17 protein-coding genes and 1 pseudogene are annotated in these 15,448 nt (G+C 48.2%); 13 read left to right on the top strand and 5 right to left on the bottom strand.

The features are described from left to right. Positions 1-13: 13 nt before the first annotated feature. The 3 genes from asnA to H6A12_RS00310 all read right to left on the bottom strand — a co-directional run bounded on the left by asnA (position 14) and on the right by H6A12_RS00310 (position 3,466). Positions 14-1,024, bottom strand: coding sequence for an aspartate--ammonia ligase (gene asnA / locus H6A12_RS00320; RefSeq protein WP_204443524.1), 1,011 nt, complete (start codon positions 1,022-1,024; stop codon positions 14-16). Between the two features lie 90 nt (positions 1,025-1,114). Next, positions 1,115-1,888, bottom strand: coding sequence for a GNAT family N-acetyltransferase (locus H6A12_RS00315; RefSeq protein ID WP_204443522.1), 774 nt, complete (start codon positions 1,886-1,888; stop codon positions 1,115-1,117). Between the two features lie 27 nt (positions 1,889-1,915). Continuing rightward, positions 1,916-3,466 (bottom strand): Mur ligase family protein, encoded by a 1,551-nt coding sequence (locus tag H6A12_RS00310; RefSeq protein ID WP_204443520.1) that lies wholly within the window; start codon positions 3,464-3,466, stop codon positions 1,916-1,918. Between the two features lie 133 nt (positions 3,467-3,599). On the opposite strand from H6A12_RS00310, the gene H6A12_RS00305 reads away from it, so the two are divergent. From H6A12_RS00305 to hslO, 4 genes are all read left to right on the top strand, one after another. Then, entirely contained in the window at positions 3,600-3,797 is a 198-nt protein-coding gene (locus H6A12_RS00305) for a hypothetical protein (RefSeq protein WP_204443518.1), read from the top strand. Positions 3,798-3,906: 109 nt separating this feature from the next. Then, positions 3,907-4,197, top strand: a complete 291-nt coding sequence (locus tag H6A12_RS00300; protein ID WP_204443516.1) for a YerC/YecD family TrpR-related protein — start codon at positions 3,907-3,909, stop codon at positions 4,195-4,197. Beyond that, the gene (locus tag H6A12_RS00295) at positions 4,194-4,946 is read left to right on the top strand and encodes a class I SAM-dependent DNA methyltransferase (RefSeq protein WP_204443514.1); all 753 of its coding nucleotides are present in this window, start codon (positions 4,194-4,196) and stop codon (positions 4,944-4,946) included. Before H6A12_RS00300 ends, H6A12_RS00295 begins: the two co-directional genes overlap by 4 nt. An 8-nt stretch (positions 4,947-4,954) precedes the next feature. Next, entirely contained in the window at positions 4,955-5,884 is a 930-nt protein-coding gene (gene hslO, locus H6A12_RS00290; protein WP_204443512.1) for an Hsp33 family molecular chaperone HslO, read from the top strand. Between the two features lie 68 nt (positions 5,885-5,952). Here hslO and H6A12_RS00285 read toward each other — a convergent pair whose 3' ends face one another. Together H6A12_RS00285 and H6A12_RS00280 are read right to left on the bottom strand one after the other, a co-directional pair. Further along, the gene (locus H6A12_RS00285) at positions 5,953-7,398 is read right to left on the bottom strand and encodes an ADP-ribosylglycohydrolase family protein (RefSeq protein ID WP_204443510.1); all 1,446 of its coding nucleotides are present in this window, start codon (positions 7,396-7,398) and stop codon (positions 5,953-5,955) included. A 61-nt stretch (positions 7,399-7,459) separates the two neighbouring features. Then, positions 7,460-8,998 (bottom strand): DUF4368 domain-containing protein, encoded by a 1,539-nt coding sequence (locus tag H6A12_RS00280; RefSeq protein WP_241146444.1) that lies wholly within the window; start codon positions 8,996-8,998, stop codon positions 7,460-7,462. Between the two features lie 77 nt (positions 8,999-9,075). Here H6A12_RS00280 and H6A12_RS00275 point away from each other — a divergent pair, with 77 nt between their 5' ends. The 9 genes and pseudogenes from H6A12_RS00275 to H6A12_RS00235 all read left to right on the top strand — a co-directional run bounded on the left by H6A12_RS00275 (position 9,076) and on the right by H6A12_RS00235 (position 15,229). Next, positions 9,076-9,294: a hypothetical protein gene (locus H6A12_RS00275; RefSeq protein WP_002604486.1), complete on the top strand. Its 219-nt coding sequence runs from the start codon at positions 9,076-9,078 to the stop codon at positions 9,292-9,294. Positions 9,295-9,422: 128 nt separating this feature from the next. Then, complete coding sequence (locus H6A12_RS00270; protein ID WP_002604485.1) at positions 9,423-10,367, top strand: DUF6017 domain-containing protein; 945 nt, start codon at positions 9,423-9,425, stop codon at positions 10,365-10,367. A gap of 36 nt (positions 10,368-10,403) precedes the next feature. Further along, complete coding sequence (locus H6A12_RS00265; protein WP_002604484.1) at positions 10,404-10,877, top strand: PcfB family protein; 474 nt, start codon at positions 10,404-10,406, stop codon at positions 10,875-10,877. Next, a pseudogene (locus H6A12_RS00260) lies at positions 10,874-11,173 on the top strand (hypothetical protein); the annotation flags it as partial. The gene H6A12_RS00265 and the pseudogene H6A12_RS00260, both read left to right, overlap by 4 nt. Before the next feature lie 32 nt (positions 11,174-11,205). Beyond that, positions 11,206-13,080, top strand: a complete 1,875-nt coding sequence (locus tag H6A12_RS00255) for a recombinase family protein (protein WP_087284487.1) — start codon at positions 11,206-11,208, stop codon at positions 13,078-13,080. Between the two features lie 78 nt (positions 13,081-13,158). Beyond that, positions 13,159-13,353 (top strand): transposon-encoded TnpW family protein, encoded by a 195-nt coding sequence (locus H6A12_RS00250; protein ID WP_022030172.1) that lies wholly within the window; start codon positions 13,159-13,161, stop codon positions 13,351-13,353. Between the two features lie 133 nt (positions 13,354-13,486). Beyond that, the gene (locus tag H6A12_RS00245; protein ID WP_070087571.1) at positions 13,487-13,783 is read left to right on the top strand and encodes a hypothetical protein; all 297 of its coding nucleotides are present in this window, start codon (positions 13,487-13,489) and stop codon (positions 13,781-13,783) included. A gap of 185 nt (positions 13,784-13,968) precedes the next feature. Beyond that, complete coding sequence (locus H6A12_RS00240; protein WP_002584969.1) at positions 13,969-14,802, top strand: methyltransferase domain-containing protein; 834 nt, start codon at positions 13,969-13,971, stop codon at positions 14,800-14,802. 121 nt (positions 14,803-14,923) lie between these two features. Next, on the top strand, positions 14,924-15,229 hold the full coding sequence (locus H6A12_RS00235) for a DUF3847 domain-containing protein (protein ID WP_002584968.1): 306 nt from the start codon (positions 14,924-14,926) through the stop codon (positions 15,227-15,229). Positions 15,230-15,448 lie beyond the last annotated feature (219 nt).

Genomic DNA, 15,448 nt, shown 5'->3' with positions numbered 1-15,448 from the left:
TTCCTTTCCCTTATCAAAGCAAACGAATTCCCTGTGCAGCACACTCTTTCCGAACCTCTGCAGGCCAAACAGACGCCTGCACTTCGCCGATATGTGCTTTTTGCAAAAGCAGCATACAAATACGCGACTGTCCGATACCGCCGCCCATCGTCTGCGGCAAAGCGCCGTTTAACAGCGCCTGATGGAACGGAAGCGCTTCTCTGTGCAGGCATCCCGCCTCCTCAAGCTGACGATGCATCGTTGGCGCATCCACGCGCACACCCATGGAGCTGACTTCAACCGCACGGTTAAGCACCGGATACCACAGCAAAAGGTCTCCGTTTTTCTCCCAGTCGTCATAGTCCGGTGCACGCAGATCATGAATCGTTCCGTCCGACAATTTGCCGCCGATTCCGGTTAAAAACACTGCTTTTTTCTCCTTGCAGATTGCATCTTCACGCTCTTTCGGCGAAAGATTCGGATACATACGGCGCAGTTCTTCGGTTGAAACAATTTCCAAAGAACTCGGCAAAAACGGACGAATTTCCGGGAAGCGACTGCAAAGCGACGATTCACTCTCGCACAGCGCGTATAAAATCCGTTCTGCAGCTGCCGCGATCGTTTCCACTTTGCGTTCATCTGTGTCAATGATTTTTTCCCAGTCCCACTGGTCTACATACACAGAATGCAGGCAGTCCGGCGCTTCGTCCCGGCGAATTGCATTCATATCCGTATATAATCCGGTATGCACCGGAAAACCGTATGCTGCAAGCGCTTGCCGTTTCCATTTAGCAAGCGAATGAACAATCTGAAATTCGCCGCCGCAGGAAGGAATATCAAATGAAACAGGACGCTCCACACCGGAAAGATCGTCGTTTAATCCGGAATCCGCATTGACAAACAAAGGCGCCGATACACGTGTCAGCGACAAATTTCGTGCAAGACACCGTTCAAATGTATCTTTTACAACTTTTAATGCAACCTGTGTGTCAATCAGTCCCAATAACGGCTGATAATCCGCCGCACTGTGCGTTTGCTGTTCCATAAAAAATACCCCATTTCCTCTTTCTGCAGTCGCAGAAACAATATTATCTTTTAATCATACCATCTAAAACGCGTTTTTTCAAGAAAAACCTTATTCACCGCTGTTTATTTCCTGCACAAATGCAATCGGTTTTGCGGTAAGCTGCACCCATGCCGGAAGAAATCCGCTTTTGACCGCATTGCGCACCGATGCAATATTCGACCATGCCGCACAATAAAACGGGACGATCCCGCGTGACAGGATCTCATATGCAAGTGTTTTCGTCAGCGCAGAGGCAATCCCCTGCCGACGATACGCGGGGCTTACATCAATTCCGATCTGCCACATCGATGAACAATCTTCCGATGCACCCGCCATGCCGACAAGTTTTCCGTTATCAAATGCACCAATCGCCAACCTGTCAAGATGGCGGCGTTTTTCGCACAACGCGTTCGACCATTCAGGAAGATAATAAGACGCAAAGCTATCCGGCGTCATCAGCCGCATTTCATAACCGCAGGAACACGGTGCAATCTGTTTTACATCAGGCAAAAAGTATTCCGCCATAAAGCAGACACGATATCCTTGTTTCTCCAGTGCATCGTTGAGCACATGAAGATTCGGTGTTTCAAAGCAGTGCTCCTGTGGATAACGCGAAAGATAATCGCGGACAGCTTCTTCACACAACGGATCTACTGACGCTACAATATTTGTTCCATATGACACAAGATCACAGAAAAACGGCAGAGACAGATATGCTCTTGCCTGTTTGGACGCAGCCGAATGCACAATCCGGTTTTCGGACGCACAAAAATCCTGCGGCGAACAACCGCTGTCGATCGCTGACTGCGCCATAGCAATCCGCAGAATATCTTCGTTTGTCATCGTGATCTCCCCTTTTGTCATATCAGTCTATATCGATCGTACAGACGGCACCTGCTCATCAATCTGACGCATCGGTTCCTTTTCATAAGCCGGATCAAACGCACGTTTTACAAAAAACGCATCGTTCTTGCAGGCAACCCGCCCGTTTCCGATCTTTTGGAAGCCTTCGTTTCCTTTGCCTGTAATCAAAATGACACTGTTTGCCGGCGCCTCCACGATTGCACGATGAATTGCCTCGCCGCGGTCATAGACAACATGACTTTTTTGCGGATGCACAAGATATGACTGAATTTGCGCGCAGATCTCTTCCTCTTTTTCCATTGCCGGATCATCCATCGTCAAATACAGCCGGTCACAATACTGTTCCGCCACAGTGCCAAGCTCTGCGCGGCGGTTATATGCTTTATTTCCCGGACAGCCAAACACTGCAATCAGCGTATATCCGGGATATTCTTCTTTCATCGACGAAAACAGCTTTTCAAAGCTTAATTTGTTGTGCGCATAGTCAACGACCGCCACTTTATCGCCGGAAGCGTTTGTATACGTTTCCATTCTGCCGTCCGTACGTGCTTTCCTTAGTCCTTTTTGAATTGCCGAAAGCGGAATGCCCCATTCGGTGCAGACACAGATTGCTGCAAGCGCATTTTCTACATTGAAAAGACCGGACATCGCAAGCGAAAACGGTGCATCAAATTTCTTGCAGCGCACAAAAAAGCGGATCTCATGTCCTGTTTTTTGAATATCATACACCTGATAATCGGCTTCGACATGCTTTCCGAATAAAACAACACGCTTTGCATGGCGTTGTGCTGTGCTTTGAATCCGGTCAAAATAATCGGACTCCGTGTTGATATACGCCTCTTCCGACTGTGCAAACAGCGCAAGCTTTGAGGAAAAATAATCCTCAAAATCGGTGTGCTCCATCGGAGAAATGTGATCCTCCGAGATGTTCAAAAACACACCTGCTTTAAAATGAACGCCCGTGACACGGTCATATTTGAGTGCCTGGCTCGAAACCTCCATCACAAAATCGGAAAGGCCGCTTTCGACCGCATTGTGAAAATGACGATGCAGTACGAGCGCTTCCGGCGTAGTCAAGCTTGATTTTTGCAGGCTTTTGCCGTCATAGGTATCGATTGTGGAAACAATACCGCACGGCTTTTTCGCGCACGATGCTGCATATTCGTCAAAAATATATTTAAAATAATATGCCGTTGTTGATTTTCCTTTTGTTCCCGTAATGCCGACCAAACGAAGCTTTTGATCTGCGTGATCATAAAAAAAACAAGCCGCAGCTGCCATGGCTTTGCGAATATCCGAAACGATAATGACACTGCCGCTGACCGCTTCATATTCCGTTTCACTGACATAGCCAACCGCACCGCGCACAACCGCTTCTTTCAAATATGCCTCTTTAAATGCAGCGCCTTTGCAGAAAAAAAGCGAACCGTCTTGTGCTTCTTTTGAATCATATGTGACAGAAGAAACAACTGCGTCTTCATCATAGATTGCTGCGCGGACAAGCAGCTGTTCTCTTGCGAACAGGTCAACAAAATCTTTCATTTGATAGTGCGTCATAATAAGATTCCTTTCTTTTATCGCAAACGGGAATTTTCCTTTTGCATTGTAACAGATTTTTCATGAAATTGCAAACAGAACGGATTGTGTTTTTCCTTTAAAACTGATATAGTAAATAGCCGAGGTGTTGCATATGGACAAGCAGTATGTCTGCGCGGACTGCAAATATTTTTATGAGGATACGCGCATCACATCCTATCGGCGCGATCCTATGTTTTTTTGCAGGCGCAAAGGTATATTTGCAAGCCGAAACTATGCGGTTCATGAGAAAAACCGCATTTTAAAAACCGATGCCGCCTGTTCTATGTTCTCCAAAAAACAGGAAAAATGATCTTCCGCATGTTTTTTTCTGTTTGATGTTTACTTTTACACTTTTATATGTTAAAATATAAAAGCAATCGATTCTGTTGAGTAAAAAACAGACCGGAGGAACGTGAATCATGAATAACAAACTAAAAGAAAAAAACTTTGACTTTTTGATGGAAGCCATTCTTGCTCTCAAAACAAAAGAAGAGTGCTATGACTTCTTTGAGGATTTGTGCACAATCCCTGAGTTAAAAGCCATGTCCCAGCGCCTTCAGGTTGCAAAGATGCTGAGCGAAAACCGCGTTTACAGCGATATTGTCAAAGAAACCGGTGCATCCACTGCAACCATCAGCCGTGTGAATCGTTCGCTGATCTACGGAAAAGAAGGATATGAAATTGTATTTAAACGTCTGGAGGAACAATGAGCTACGCTTATTTTTCAAAGTTTTATGATACGCTTACGTCCAATATTCCCTACCGCACGCGTGGGGAATATTTTCATGCGATTTTAAAACAAAATCCGCCGCCCGGCCCGATCCTTTTGGATCTTGCATGCGGTACAGGCTCTCTTTCCGAAGTGATGGCTTCGCTTTCCTATGATGTGATCGGTGTGGACAGTTCAGAGGAAATGCTCATGGAAGCCATGAACAAAAAATACGATTCGGGTCTTGATATCTTATATCTATGTCAGGATATGACGGCGCTTGACTTATATGGCACCGTCGACTGCTGTATTTGTGCACTCGACAGCTTGAATCATCTGCCAAACAGCGAAGCGGTTTTGAAAGCATTTCAAAATGTAAGCCTGTTTTTGGCGCCGGACGGCATTTTCATCTTCGACATGAACACCATCTATAAACACGAAAAGGTGCTTTCGGACAAAGTGTTTGTCTATGATACGGATGACGTGTTTTGTGTGTGGCAGAACAGTCCCTGTCACGACCGCACAATCGACATTACACTCGATTTTTTTGCCGAAGCCCACGCAGGACAATACACACGTGAAACGGAAACATTTTCGGAACGCGCTTATTCCCATGATGAAATCTGCGCGCTCATTGAACAGGCGGGATTATCGCTTTTGACCTGTTACAAAGGTGATACCTTCGATCCGCCTGACGAAACGACCGAACGTGTTGTCTATGTCACCAAAAGCAAAAAACAGAAAGGATGATTGATGATATGGGGACACTCGTCCGCATGATTTCAAATGACGGATCTGTGATGGCATGTGCACTTGACTCCACAGATATCGTCAGCCGCATTGAACAAATCCACAAACCGAGCGCTGTTGTAACTGCGGCGCTTGGCCGTCTCTCGACTGCCGCGTCGATGATTGGCTTTTCATTAAAAGGCGAAAACGACACGCTGACGCTCCGCTTAGACGGAAACGGCCCTGCGGGAAGGGTTTTGGCGGTTTCCGATGCAAACGGCAATGTGAAAGCCTGCGCCGACAATTATATTGTGGAAATCCCGTTAAACGAAGCCGGAAAGCTTGACGTACGCGGCGCTGTAGGCACTGACGGTTTTTTGAGTGTCATCAAAGATCTCGGTTTAAAAGAACCGTATATCGGACAAACACCGATTGTTTCCGGAGAAATTGCCGAAGACATCACCAATTACTATGCAGTGAGTGAGCAGATTCCGACCGTCTGCGGACTTGGCGTGCTCGTAAATCCCGATCTGACCGTTCGTGCGGCCGGCGGATTTTTGGTACAGCTGCTCCCCTTTGCAGACGAATCCTGCATCGACAAACTCGAAGCAAACTTAAAAACACTGCCGCCTGTTTCGACTATGATTGAGCAGGGACTTTCTCCAAAAGAGATTTGTGAACGGCTGCTCGATGGTCTTGCACCGGAACTGCTCGAAGAGGCTTCTCCTGTTTACCACTGCGGATGCAGTGCGGAACGTGCGCGCAAAACGATCAAAAGTCTGCCGGTGGAACAAATCGAGGAGATCTGCAACGAAGACCACGGCGCTGAAATCGTCTGCCATTTCTGCGAAAACCGGTATCAATTCAACGAAGAAGCACTGCGCGAAATGATCCGTGAAAAACAGCAAAAACAAAAAGAAGCAGCAGAAAATGCTGAACAGAAAGAACAAGATCAGTAATTTCTTCCGATACGCAAAAATGATACAACAAAAAAGCCTGCGGCAAAGCCGCAGGCTTTTTTCATTTCTTATGGATTCGAAAGGTTTATATGTTTCATTGTCTGATTGACAAGTTCGTCAATCGAGATACGTCCGACACCGAAAATCGATGTATCCAGCGCACCGTGCAGCGGTTTTGTCCACTCCGGTCCGATTGCCTGCTGTCCGTTTCGCATTCCGAGCACAGAACCCACAGTTGCACCGTTGCAGTCGGTATCAAATCCGGATTCTACCGCCAGACAAATCGATTTTCCGAAATCTCCCTGTCCGTAAAGCAGTGCCGCTGTCACAATCATCGCATTGGAAATGGTATGACACCAACCATGTGTCGTATATTCATCGAACCGCCGATGCACTTCCTTCAAACAGTCTGCCATTGTACGTCCCTCGTCGAACGCACGGATGACATACAAAACCGCTTCATACAGTCTGGATGTGGACGGAATTTCTCCCAAACCGGCATACAGAATCGTATGAATATCGCGGCTGACTGCGGCCTGTGCAATCATTGCGGCGGCAAACATCTCACCGTAAATGCCGTTTTTGATATGCGAGATTCTTGCATCCCGCCAAGCCATCCGCGCCGCTTCTGCCGGATCACCCGGATTGATATATCCAAAGTAATCACCGCGGATCTGCGCGCCGATCCATTCGCGGTATGGATTCTGATACACCGCAGAATCGGGCGGAAGATACCCTTTCACGAAGTTGCAGAATGCCACCCGTTCTGCCGTGCAGTACGCACCCTTCGGCTGAGAATCGAGCCACATCTGCGCCACATCCGCAGAGGTAAACTCACGGCCGTATTTTTCAATCAAAAAGCTTGCCATCACAGTATAGTTCGTGTCATCATCCGCCGGCGCACATGGCACAACATCCGCATAACACCGATTTCCGAATGAAAACGTAAACGTATCGAGCATCTGCGGCGTAATATCATCCGATCGAATATACCGCTGCATCGGCTGATTGCCGGATTCACGCAGAAGTTTTGAAAGCTCCTTGGTCCGAATGCCCTCAATCGGTTTTCCGAGCAAGCACCCGCAGATCCGACCGATCCATGCACCGGAAACCTTCTCGCGCAAGTCAGCTGACTGCACGCCTGTTTTTCTTGCACGATCTTTTAAAAGCGCTGTAATCGCTTCATAATCAGACGGTTCGTTATAGCAAAAATCCGCGGCAACCGGCGCATTTAATACCATTTCAAACAGAATCGCGGCCATCTTTTCTTTGTACTTGCCGTTCTCCATTTGAGACACCGCACAAAACAGCGGTTCATACCGTTTTACGTCCAGTCCTTCTTCCACGCACTGCTGATATTCAGTCAGCAGATCAGCAGAATAAAGCTCCCATTCATAAAGCTTTTGATAAGAAGGATGAATTTCCTTTTCATAAGGAAGTTCCTCCAAAATGCGGGTGTTGGAGTCAAGCAGTAGCGTATCCACCGAGATTCCAAAATATTTGGAGATCCGCATCAGGTTGGCGATATCCGGCTGTGAACCCCCGGTATCACATAGTTAAAAATATTGGTGTCATTTAATCAATTTTGCCGATAAAGCGGTAGAAGATTTCTACCTCCTGTTCCCGGCTTCCGTCCTCACCTTTGACCGCTTCATGGACAACGATTTTTTCAATCAGCGTATTCAAAAGTTCGGCGGTCAGTTCTGTTGGATTGACGCACTCTTTCATCAAGGCAATCCATTTTTCTGCGTCTGCGGCGTTCTGGCTTTCAGTGGCGATAGCGGATTGAAGCTGTTCAATCTTTGTGTCCAGTTCAGCCTGTTCGCTCTGGTACTTCCCGGACAGCATAGAGAAGTTGTATTCTGTGATACGCCCCGCCGCCCAGTCCTCATACATCCGGGCAAACAGGGTATCGACTTCGGCTTTCCGCTTCTCCGCTTTGTTCAACTCTGCGGCTTGCTTCTTTCTTGCGGCGGCCTGTCCCTTGTCATTGGCGTTTAACAGCCGCTTCAAAAGCCGTTCTTCATCATGCTGTACCAGCCCCGACCAGTATTGCAGACGGGAGAGGACATAGGCGTAAAGCACATCATAGCGGATATAATGCATGGAGCATTGGCGTGTGCCCTGTCCGTACTTGCTACAATGATAATGGCCGTAAGGCTTGCTGTTCTGCCTGTTCTCCCCATAGGACAACGACCAGCCGCAATCCGAACATTTTACCAATCCGGAAAAAATCTGTGTTGTACCGTCCTTGCATTTTCTGCGGCGGTTTGCTATCTGCTCCTGTACCTGCCGGAAAACCTGTTCGCTGATAATCGGCTCCTGCGTGTTCTCCACCCGCACCCATTCACTTTGGGGCTTGCGTATCCTCCGCTTGTTCTTAAAGGAAATGTTTGTTTCCCGGTAGTGGATGGTATGGCCGATATAGGTTTCGTCTTTCATAATGCTCTTGACCTGCGCTATCGTCCATGCGTAGCTTTTTTCCTCTGGCGCACCCGCATAGATGTTTGCGAAAGTCCCGTCACGCTGGAAGTTGATAAATCCCGGCGTGGGAACCTTTTCCGCAATCAGTATTCTTGTGATACTGGCCGCCCCTCTGCCATGAATGGCGAGGTCAAAAATCTTCTCCACTATCCAGCGGGTTTCCTCGTCGATTATCAGCTTGTTTTTGATTTCCGGGTGTTTCCTGTACCCGATGGGAGCATAAGCGCCGATACGCTGTCCTGTGGCAAACTTTGCTTTGAAAGCGGCCTTTACCTTGCGGCTTGTATCTTTCGCAAACCATTCATTGAACAGGTTTTTGAACGGGACAAAATCGGAAAGCCCTTTCTCTGTGTCCTCATTCTCCGCAACGGCGATGTAGCGCACCCGTTTTTCCGGGAACAGAAATTCCAGATAGTAGTCCATCATCACATGTTCCCGCCCGAAACGGGAAAGGTCTTTCGTGACAATGCAGTTTACTTTTCCGGCTTCCACATCGTCCATCATGCGCTGAAAATCCGGGCGTTCAAATAATGAGGTGTGATAGCGATAGCGGCAAAAAGCTAATAAAATCAATGGTTTTGCGGACAGCGGATAGACAGGGAATGTGTTAAAAACTGAATACGCACACAAACGGCGTTACCTTAACCCCTTTGGGGGAGAAAGTAACGCCGTTTTTTTATGCCCGCAGGAAAGGAGGTGCAGCCGGAATGTATTTCACAAAGGGCAAGCAGCGGGCGTTTGAATTGCTCATGCAGCAGAAGCCGGGATTTGACCGCTATCAATCCGGTTGTGCCGGAGATGATGAAGATTGCGGCACTTGCCGTTTCTACCGCCCCGGGTGGAAATATGAGTTTTGCGTTTTCAAAGAGTGTCCCTATTGCCCCGGCAAAAGGACGCGGAAAACGCACGCCAGCATGGACAAATAGACGGGCAAAAGCCCTTGTGCCATGCGGCTTTGCAGGCGCGAAAACGGCAAAGGGCATATTGCAATACCAAAACAGCCGAAAACGGCTTTCTAATTGTCCACGCATACCAAGAGAGGAAGTGAGGAAATATGGCAGTTTTCAGAGTGGAGCGAAATACGGGATATACCGTTATGAGCAACCACCACTTGCGAAACAAGGAATTGTCCTTAAAGGCAAAGGGCTTGTTGTCGCAAATGCTTTCGCTGCCCGAAGATTGGGATTATACCCTTGCGGGCTTATCCCATATCAACCGGGAGAAGATCGACGCAATCCGCGAAGCGGTAAAGGAACTCGAAAAAGCCGGATATATCGTGCGCAGCCGGGAGCGCGACGAAAAGGGACGCTTGCGGGGCGCAGATTACGTCATATACGAGCAGCCGCAGCCGCGAGAGCCGGAAGCAGCTACCAGCGGCGGACAGCCGCCTATATTGGATTTACCTACATTGGAAAATCCAACATTGGATAATCCAACGTTGGAAAAACCTACGCAGGAAAAACCTACGTTGGAAAATCCAACGCAATTAAATAAAGATATATTAAGTAAAGAACAATCAATTACTGATTTATCAAGTACCGATTCCATTCCTTTCCATTCCCTAAACCCCTTGCCCTTTGCGCATGGCGAAGCGGCTACGCCGCCGGAAAGGAAAAGAACGGAAGCGAAAAGCAATAGCGCAGTAGAGATTTACAGGGAGATTATCAAGGACAATATCGAATACGACCATCTCATTCAAAACTGCAAAATTGACAAAGACCGTTTGGACGAGATTGTTGACCTTATGCTGGAAACCGTCTGCACAGCCCGAAAGACAATCCGTATTGCCGGGGACGACTACCCCGCCGAATTGGTGAAATCCAAGTTTTTGAAGCTGAACAGCAGCCATATTGAGTTTGTTTTGGATTGCATGAGGGAGAACACAACCAAAGTGCGCAACATCAAGCAGTATCTAAAAGCGGTGCTGTTCAACGCGCCGAGTACCATTGACAGCTACTATACCGCCCTTGTCAATCACGACTTATACGGCGGCGAATGAGCATAGCCGCACTTTACCGGGAAAGGAGTTGATACCTTGCAGGAGGAAGTAACCCAAAAAACGATTGCCCTATACGTCAAAGTGGGAAAAGGCGCGGCGCGGCTTACCGAACAGGCGTTACAGAAAGCAATCCAAAAGTTTTTGGAGCAGAAAAGCAAACCCGCGCATGGGAAACAGACCATGCGGCAGCTTATGAAGCAGAACGCGGGTGTTTCCAACATCGAGATCACCGACAGCAATATTAAAGCCTTTGAGAGTACGGCGAAGAAATACAACATAGATTTTTCGCTAAAAAAGGTTAAGGGCGAGCAGACCCGTTACCTTGTGTTTTTCAAAGGCCGGGACGCGGACGTTATGACCGCAGCGTTTCAAGAGTTTTCCGCAAAGAAGCTGAACCGGGAGAAAAAGCCCTCTATCCGCAAAGCCCTTGCCGCTGCAAAGGACAAGGCGAAGCAGCTTAACGCCGCCCGCGACAAGGTAAAGAAAATGGACAGGGGGCGCGAGATATGAAGCAGATCAACTACAAAAAGCTGATACTTCCGAATATCCCCTATGTGTTCTTTGTCTATCTCTTTGATAAAGTCGGACAGGCGGTGCGGCTTGCCCCCGGCGCGGATATTTCTGCAAAGATACTGAATATCACACAAGGATTTTCCGCAGCCTTTGAAAACGCCTTGCCGAGCGTTTACCCGTTGGATTTGCTTGTCGGCATTGTCGGTGCGGTGATTATCCGCTTGATAGTCTATGTCAAAGGGAAAAACGCGAAGAAATACCGCAAGGGCGCGGAGTACGGCTCTGCCCGATGGAGTGCATAATCTTAAGTGTAAAGGAACTCTACATGGACGCACAGGAGGATATGCACATGAATGATTACAACAAAATCACAGCCCTTTACTCCCGTCTTTCCGTAGGGGACGAGGACAGGGACGGCGGCGAGAGCAACAGCATACAGAACCAGAAAATCTTTTTGGAGAACTACGCCAGAGGGCAGCGGCTGACGAATATCCGGCACTACATCGACGACGATGAAAGCGGCAGATTTTTTGACCGTTCTGCCTACTCCCGCATGATGGAGGACGTTGAAAACGGGAAAATCGGCGTTTGCATTATGAAAGACCTTACCCGCTGGGGGCGCGACTATCTCCAAGTCGGCAACGCTATGGAGATATTCAGACGGAACAACGTGCGTTTTATCGCGGTCAACAACGGCATTGACAGCGAGAAGCCCGACACATTGGAGTTTGCGCCCTTTATCAACATCATGTCGGAGTGGTACGCAAAGGACATCAGCAAGAAAGTGAAAACGGGCATTAAGACCAAAGGCATGAGCGGAAAGCCGATTGCCACCGAAGCCCCCTACGGCTATGTCAAAGACCCGGACAACAAGGATTTTTGGATAATCGACGAGGAAGCCGCCGAGGTTGTGCGCCTTATTTTCCGTTTGTTTATCGGCGGGAAGAACCGCAACCAAATCGCCGTATATCTGAAAAACGAGCAAATCCCTACCCCCACTTTCTACATGAAAGACCGGGGACGGGGAACGTGTAAAAACAAGGCGCTCAATGAGGATAACCGCTACAAGTGGAACAAAGCCACCTTGACCCATATCCTTACGCGGCAGGAGTATTGCGGCGATGTAGTCAACTTCAAGACTACAAAGCATTTCCGGGACAAGCGGAACCACTATGTAGACCGGAGCCAATGGCAGATAACCGAAAATGTGCATGAGCCGATTATTGACCGCGCCGACTTTGAAACCGCACAGCGGATTTTGGAAAACGCGCCCGTCAGACGCCCCAACGGGGACGGGGAAATCCACCCTTTGTCGGGCTTGCTTTTCTGTAAGGATTGCGGCGCAAAAATGCACATCCGCATAGATTACAGAAACGGCGGCAAGCGGCACGTTGCCTATTGCAGCGAGTACCACAAGGGGAAAGCCAAAAACCCCAAGTGCCATTCCCCACACATCATTGACGCGGATTTGCTCATGCAGACCGTCGCGGAAGTGCTGAAGAAAATCGAGGACTACTCTATCAGCAACCGGGCGGAGTTTGAAGCCTTAGTGAAAAAGAACCTTGCCATGCAGCAGACCGACAAGACCAAGAAACAGCAGAAGCGTATCCCGCAAATCACGACGCGCCTTGAACAGATTGACAAGGTGCTGAACAAGCTCTATGAGGACAACGCCCTCGGCACGATCCCGCAAGACCGCTATGAGCAAATGTCGCAGAAGTATTCAGAAGAATACTATGCGCTGAAAGCGGAGCTTGCCGAGCTGCAAGAGCAGCTATCCGCTTTTGAGAACGCGGGCGGACGGGCGCAGAAGTTTTTGAAGCTGACGGAACGCTACGCTGCCTTTACCGACCTGACCCCCGCCATTCTCAACGAGTTTATCAGCCGGATTGAAGTGCATGAGCGCGACAAGAAAAGGGCAAAACAAGCCATTCAGCACATCGGGATATATTTCAACTATATCGGCAAATTTGAGAACGAAGTGACACAGCTTACAGAGCCAACGGAGCAGGAAATCCGGCAAATGCGGGAGAAAATCGAGGAAGCCCAAAAGGAAAAGAGCCGCGCCTACCACCGGCAGTATTCAAGGGAGTACCGGGCGCGTAACCTTGAAAAGCGACGGGAGTATGACCGCATGAAAGCACGGGAATACCGGGCAAAGAAAAAGGCACAGGAAGCCGCCGCAGCACCCGCACAGTAAAACCGAATACTGACAACCAAGAGGGATTTTCCGGGCTACGGGAAATCCCTCTTTTGCACCCAGAGAAAGGAGCCGCCTATGGCAGAACAGAACGGGACACCTCAATCCCCCGACAGTGTTATCACGACACAGAGGGACGGACAGACCATCGTTGCGGAGTTGTTTTTCAACCACAGCGGCACAGAAACATTCCGCGACAAGCTGCTCAAAGTGATACTTGCCGACAGCTTGCAGGACGGTCAAGAGCCGGAAAAAACGAAAATCACGCGATAGGAACCGCCCGGACGAAGAATGGTTCGCCGGGGCGGTTTCTATTTGAAAATCCCCATTTTCCCCAAGTCAAGAGCCGGGAAAATTCCCTCAAAAATGCCCCTCTCTCCAAACGAGGGCGCAGAAAGGAGAGTTTATGCGAACAGGGCTTCCCAAGCAAAAAAAGGTCACAGACATCTGGTTTGATGAGAAAGACCCGTTGATCCATATCCGTACCCACAACACCGACTTGAAGAAGCGGCTTGCCGCCTATGCCGAGCAGCACCCCGATGTGTGCCGCCAGACCGACGCAGACCCGGAAACGGGCTGCATGGAGTTTGACATTGAGAAAGGCCGCTTCTCTTTCCGTCTGACCGCCCCATACAGCGAGGAACGGCGGGAAGCGGCGCGGCGGTATGCCAGAGAGAGCAACGTCGCCGACAGGCTGAAATAGAGTTGAAATGTTCATAGTTTTGTGCTATACTTTTTCTAAAAGCAGAGTAATACTGCGGAATTGATTGGAGGACAACACAATGGTTACATTTATGAGATTAAGATAAAACCGCGAGTTATGTTGCGGTTATCCGTATTGCATAACTCGCTTATTGAAGCAGAGATGTAATTACGGAGGAAAAACAAATGAATAATAATTTATCACGCTTTGCAGACAGCAAGGTTTATTTTCAATGCCCAATTTGCACAAAATCAATGGATATACAAGGCAATAGCCTAATTTGTAGACATGGACATTGCTTTGATATTTCAAGATATGGGTATGTAAATTTGTTGTTAAAATCATCGCCCAAAACCAACTACAGCAAGCGGTCTTTTGACAACCGGCACCAAATTTTGGAGTATGGCATGTATGATGTTGTGTTGGAGAAAATCATACAGTTTATTTCTGATACGCCATCTATAAGAAACATTTTAGATGTTGGTTGCGGCGAGGGTTTCTATGCAAGGCAGATACAGCAAAGAACAGAACGAAACATCTTTGCCTTTGACTTGTCAAGGGAGGCAATACAGATTGCATCAAAAAAAGACAAGCGCAAAGCAGTGAAGTGGTTTGTTACTGACTTATCAAAAATCCCTTTGAAAGACGGAAGTATGGATTGTATTTTAGACATATTTTCGCCTGCACACTACAAAGAATTTCAGCGATTGCTATCTCCTAACGGATATGTTGTGAAAGTAATTCCTACGAAAAATCATTTGAGGGAAATCAGGACTAAAGTGCAAGCACACTTGAAAAATCCAGATTATTCAAATGAGTCTGTCGTTGAATATTTTGAGAAATATCTTAAAACCATTTCAAGAGAAACGGTTTCAGCCACCGTACAGTTGTCATCAGAACAAAGAATGTCGTTTATTGAAATGACGCCGCTTCTCTTTTGCGTTGAAAAAGATTGCGTTGATTGGCGTACTCTCACACATTTGACAATCGAAGCTGATGTTTTAATAGGAATGTATTAAAGGGCGTATTGATATTTAATATTCCCATTTATTGAGCAGAACGGAGTAAACCAAACACCCTAATCAAAAGGACAGCCGAGGAAATCGACTGTCCTTTTTCTGTGCCGACAGGTAGAAAGGAGTGACCACCCATGACGAAACCGAGAGAAAAAAACGCGAGGAATTGCAAGCCGAGATTGAGGACGGGAAGAAGAAAATCCGGCAGCTTGAAAATCGGGAAAAGGTGTTGCGGCAAAAGTTATCCCAAGAGGAACGCAGGACGCGCAGCCATCGGCTGATCGTCCGGGGTGCGGTCTTTGAGAGCATTGTGCCAGAAGCAAAGACCATGACCGACGAAGAAGCCGCCGCCTTTCTCCGGCTTGCCCTGACGAGCGAGGAAGCGCGGGGCTATCTGAAAAAACGCACCGAGGGCGGGAAAAGCGAATAATCCCTTTGGTACAAAGGGCGCACTTATACACCCTTACGGGTGCGTGCGCTCTGCCGAGGGCTTGTCGGCACAGAGAGAAAGCCGCTTGCTTCCCTCTCTGACCGACATTGGCGGCTTTGCCGCAACAAGGGGCTGCACCCCTTGCGCCGCTTACGCGGCTATCCCTGCACACCCACAAAAACAGTATACCCGCCTTTGGCGTCTGTACCATTTTTGCGG

Source organism: Merdimmobilis hominis (genome assembly GCF_016901855.1).
In the GTDB taxonomy this organism is placed as follows: domain Bacteria; phylum Bacillota; class Clostridia; order Oscillospirales; family Ruminococcaceae; genus Paludihabitans.
Note: the sequence above shows the minus strand (reverse complement) of the source record. Positions and strands in the feature narration are given on the sequence as shown.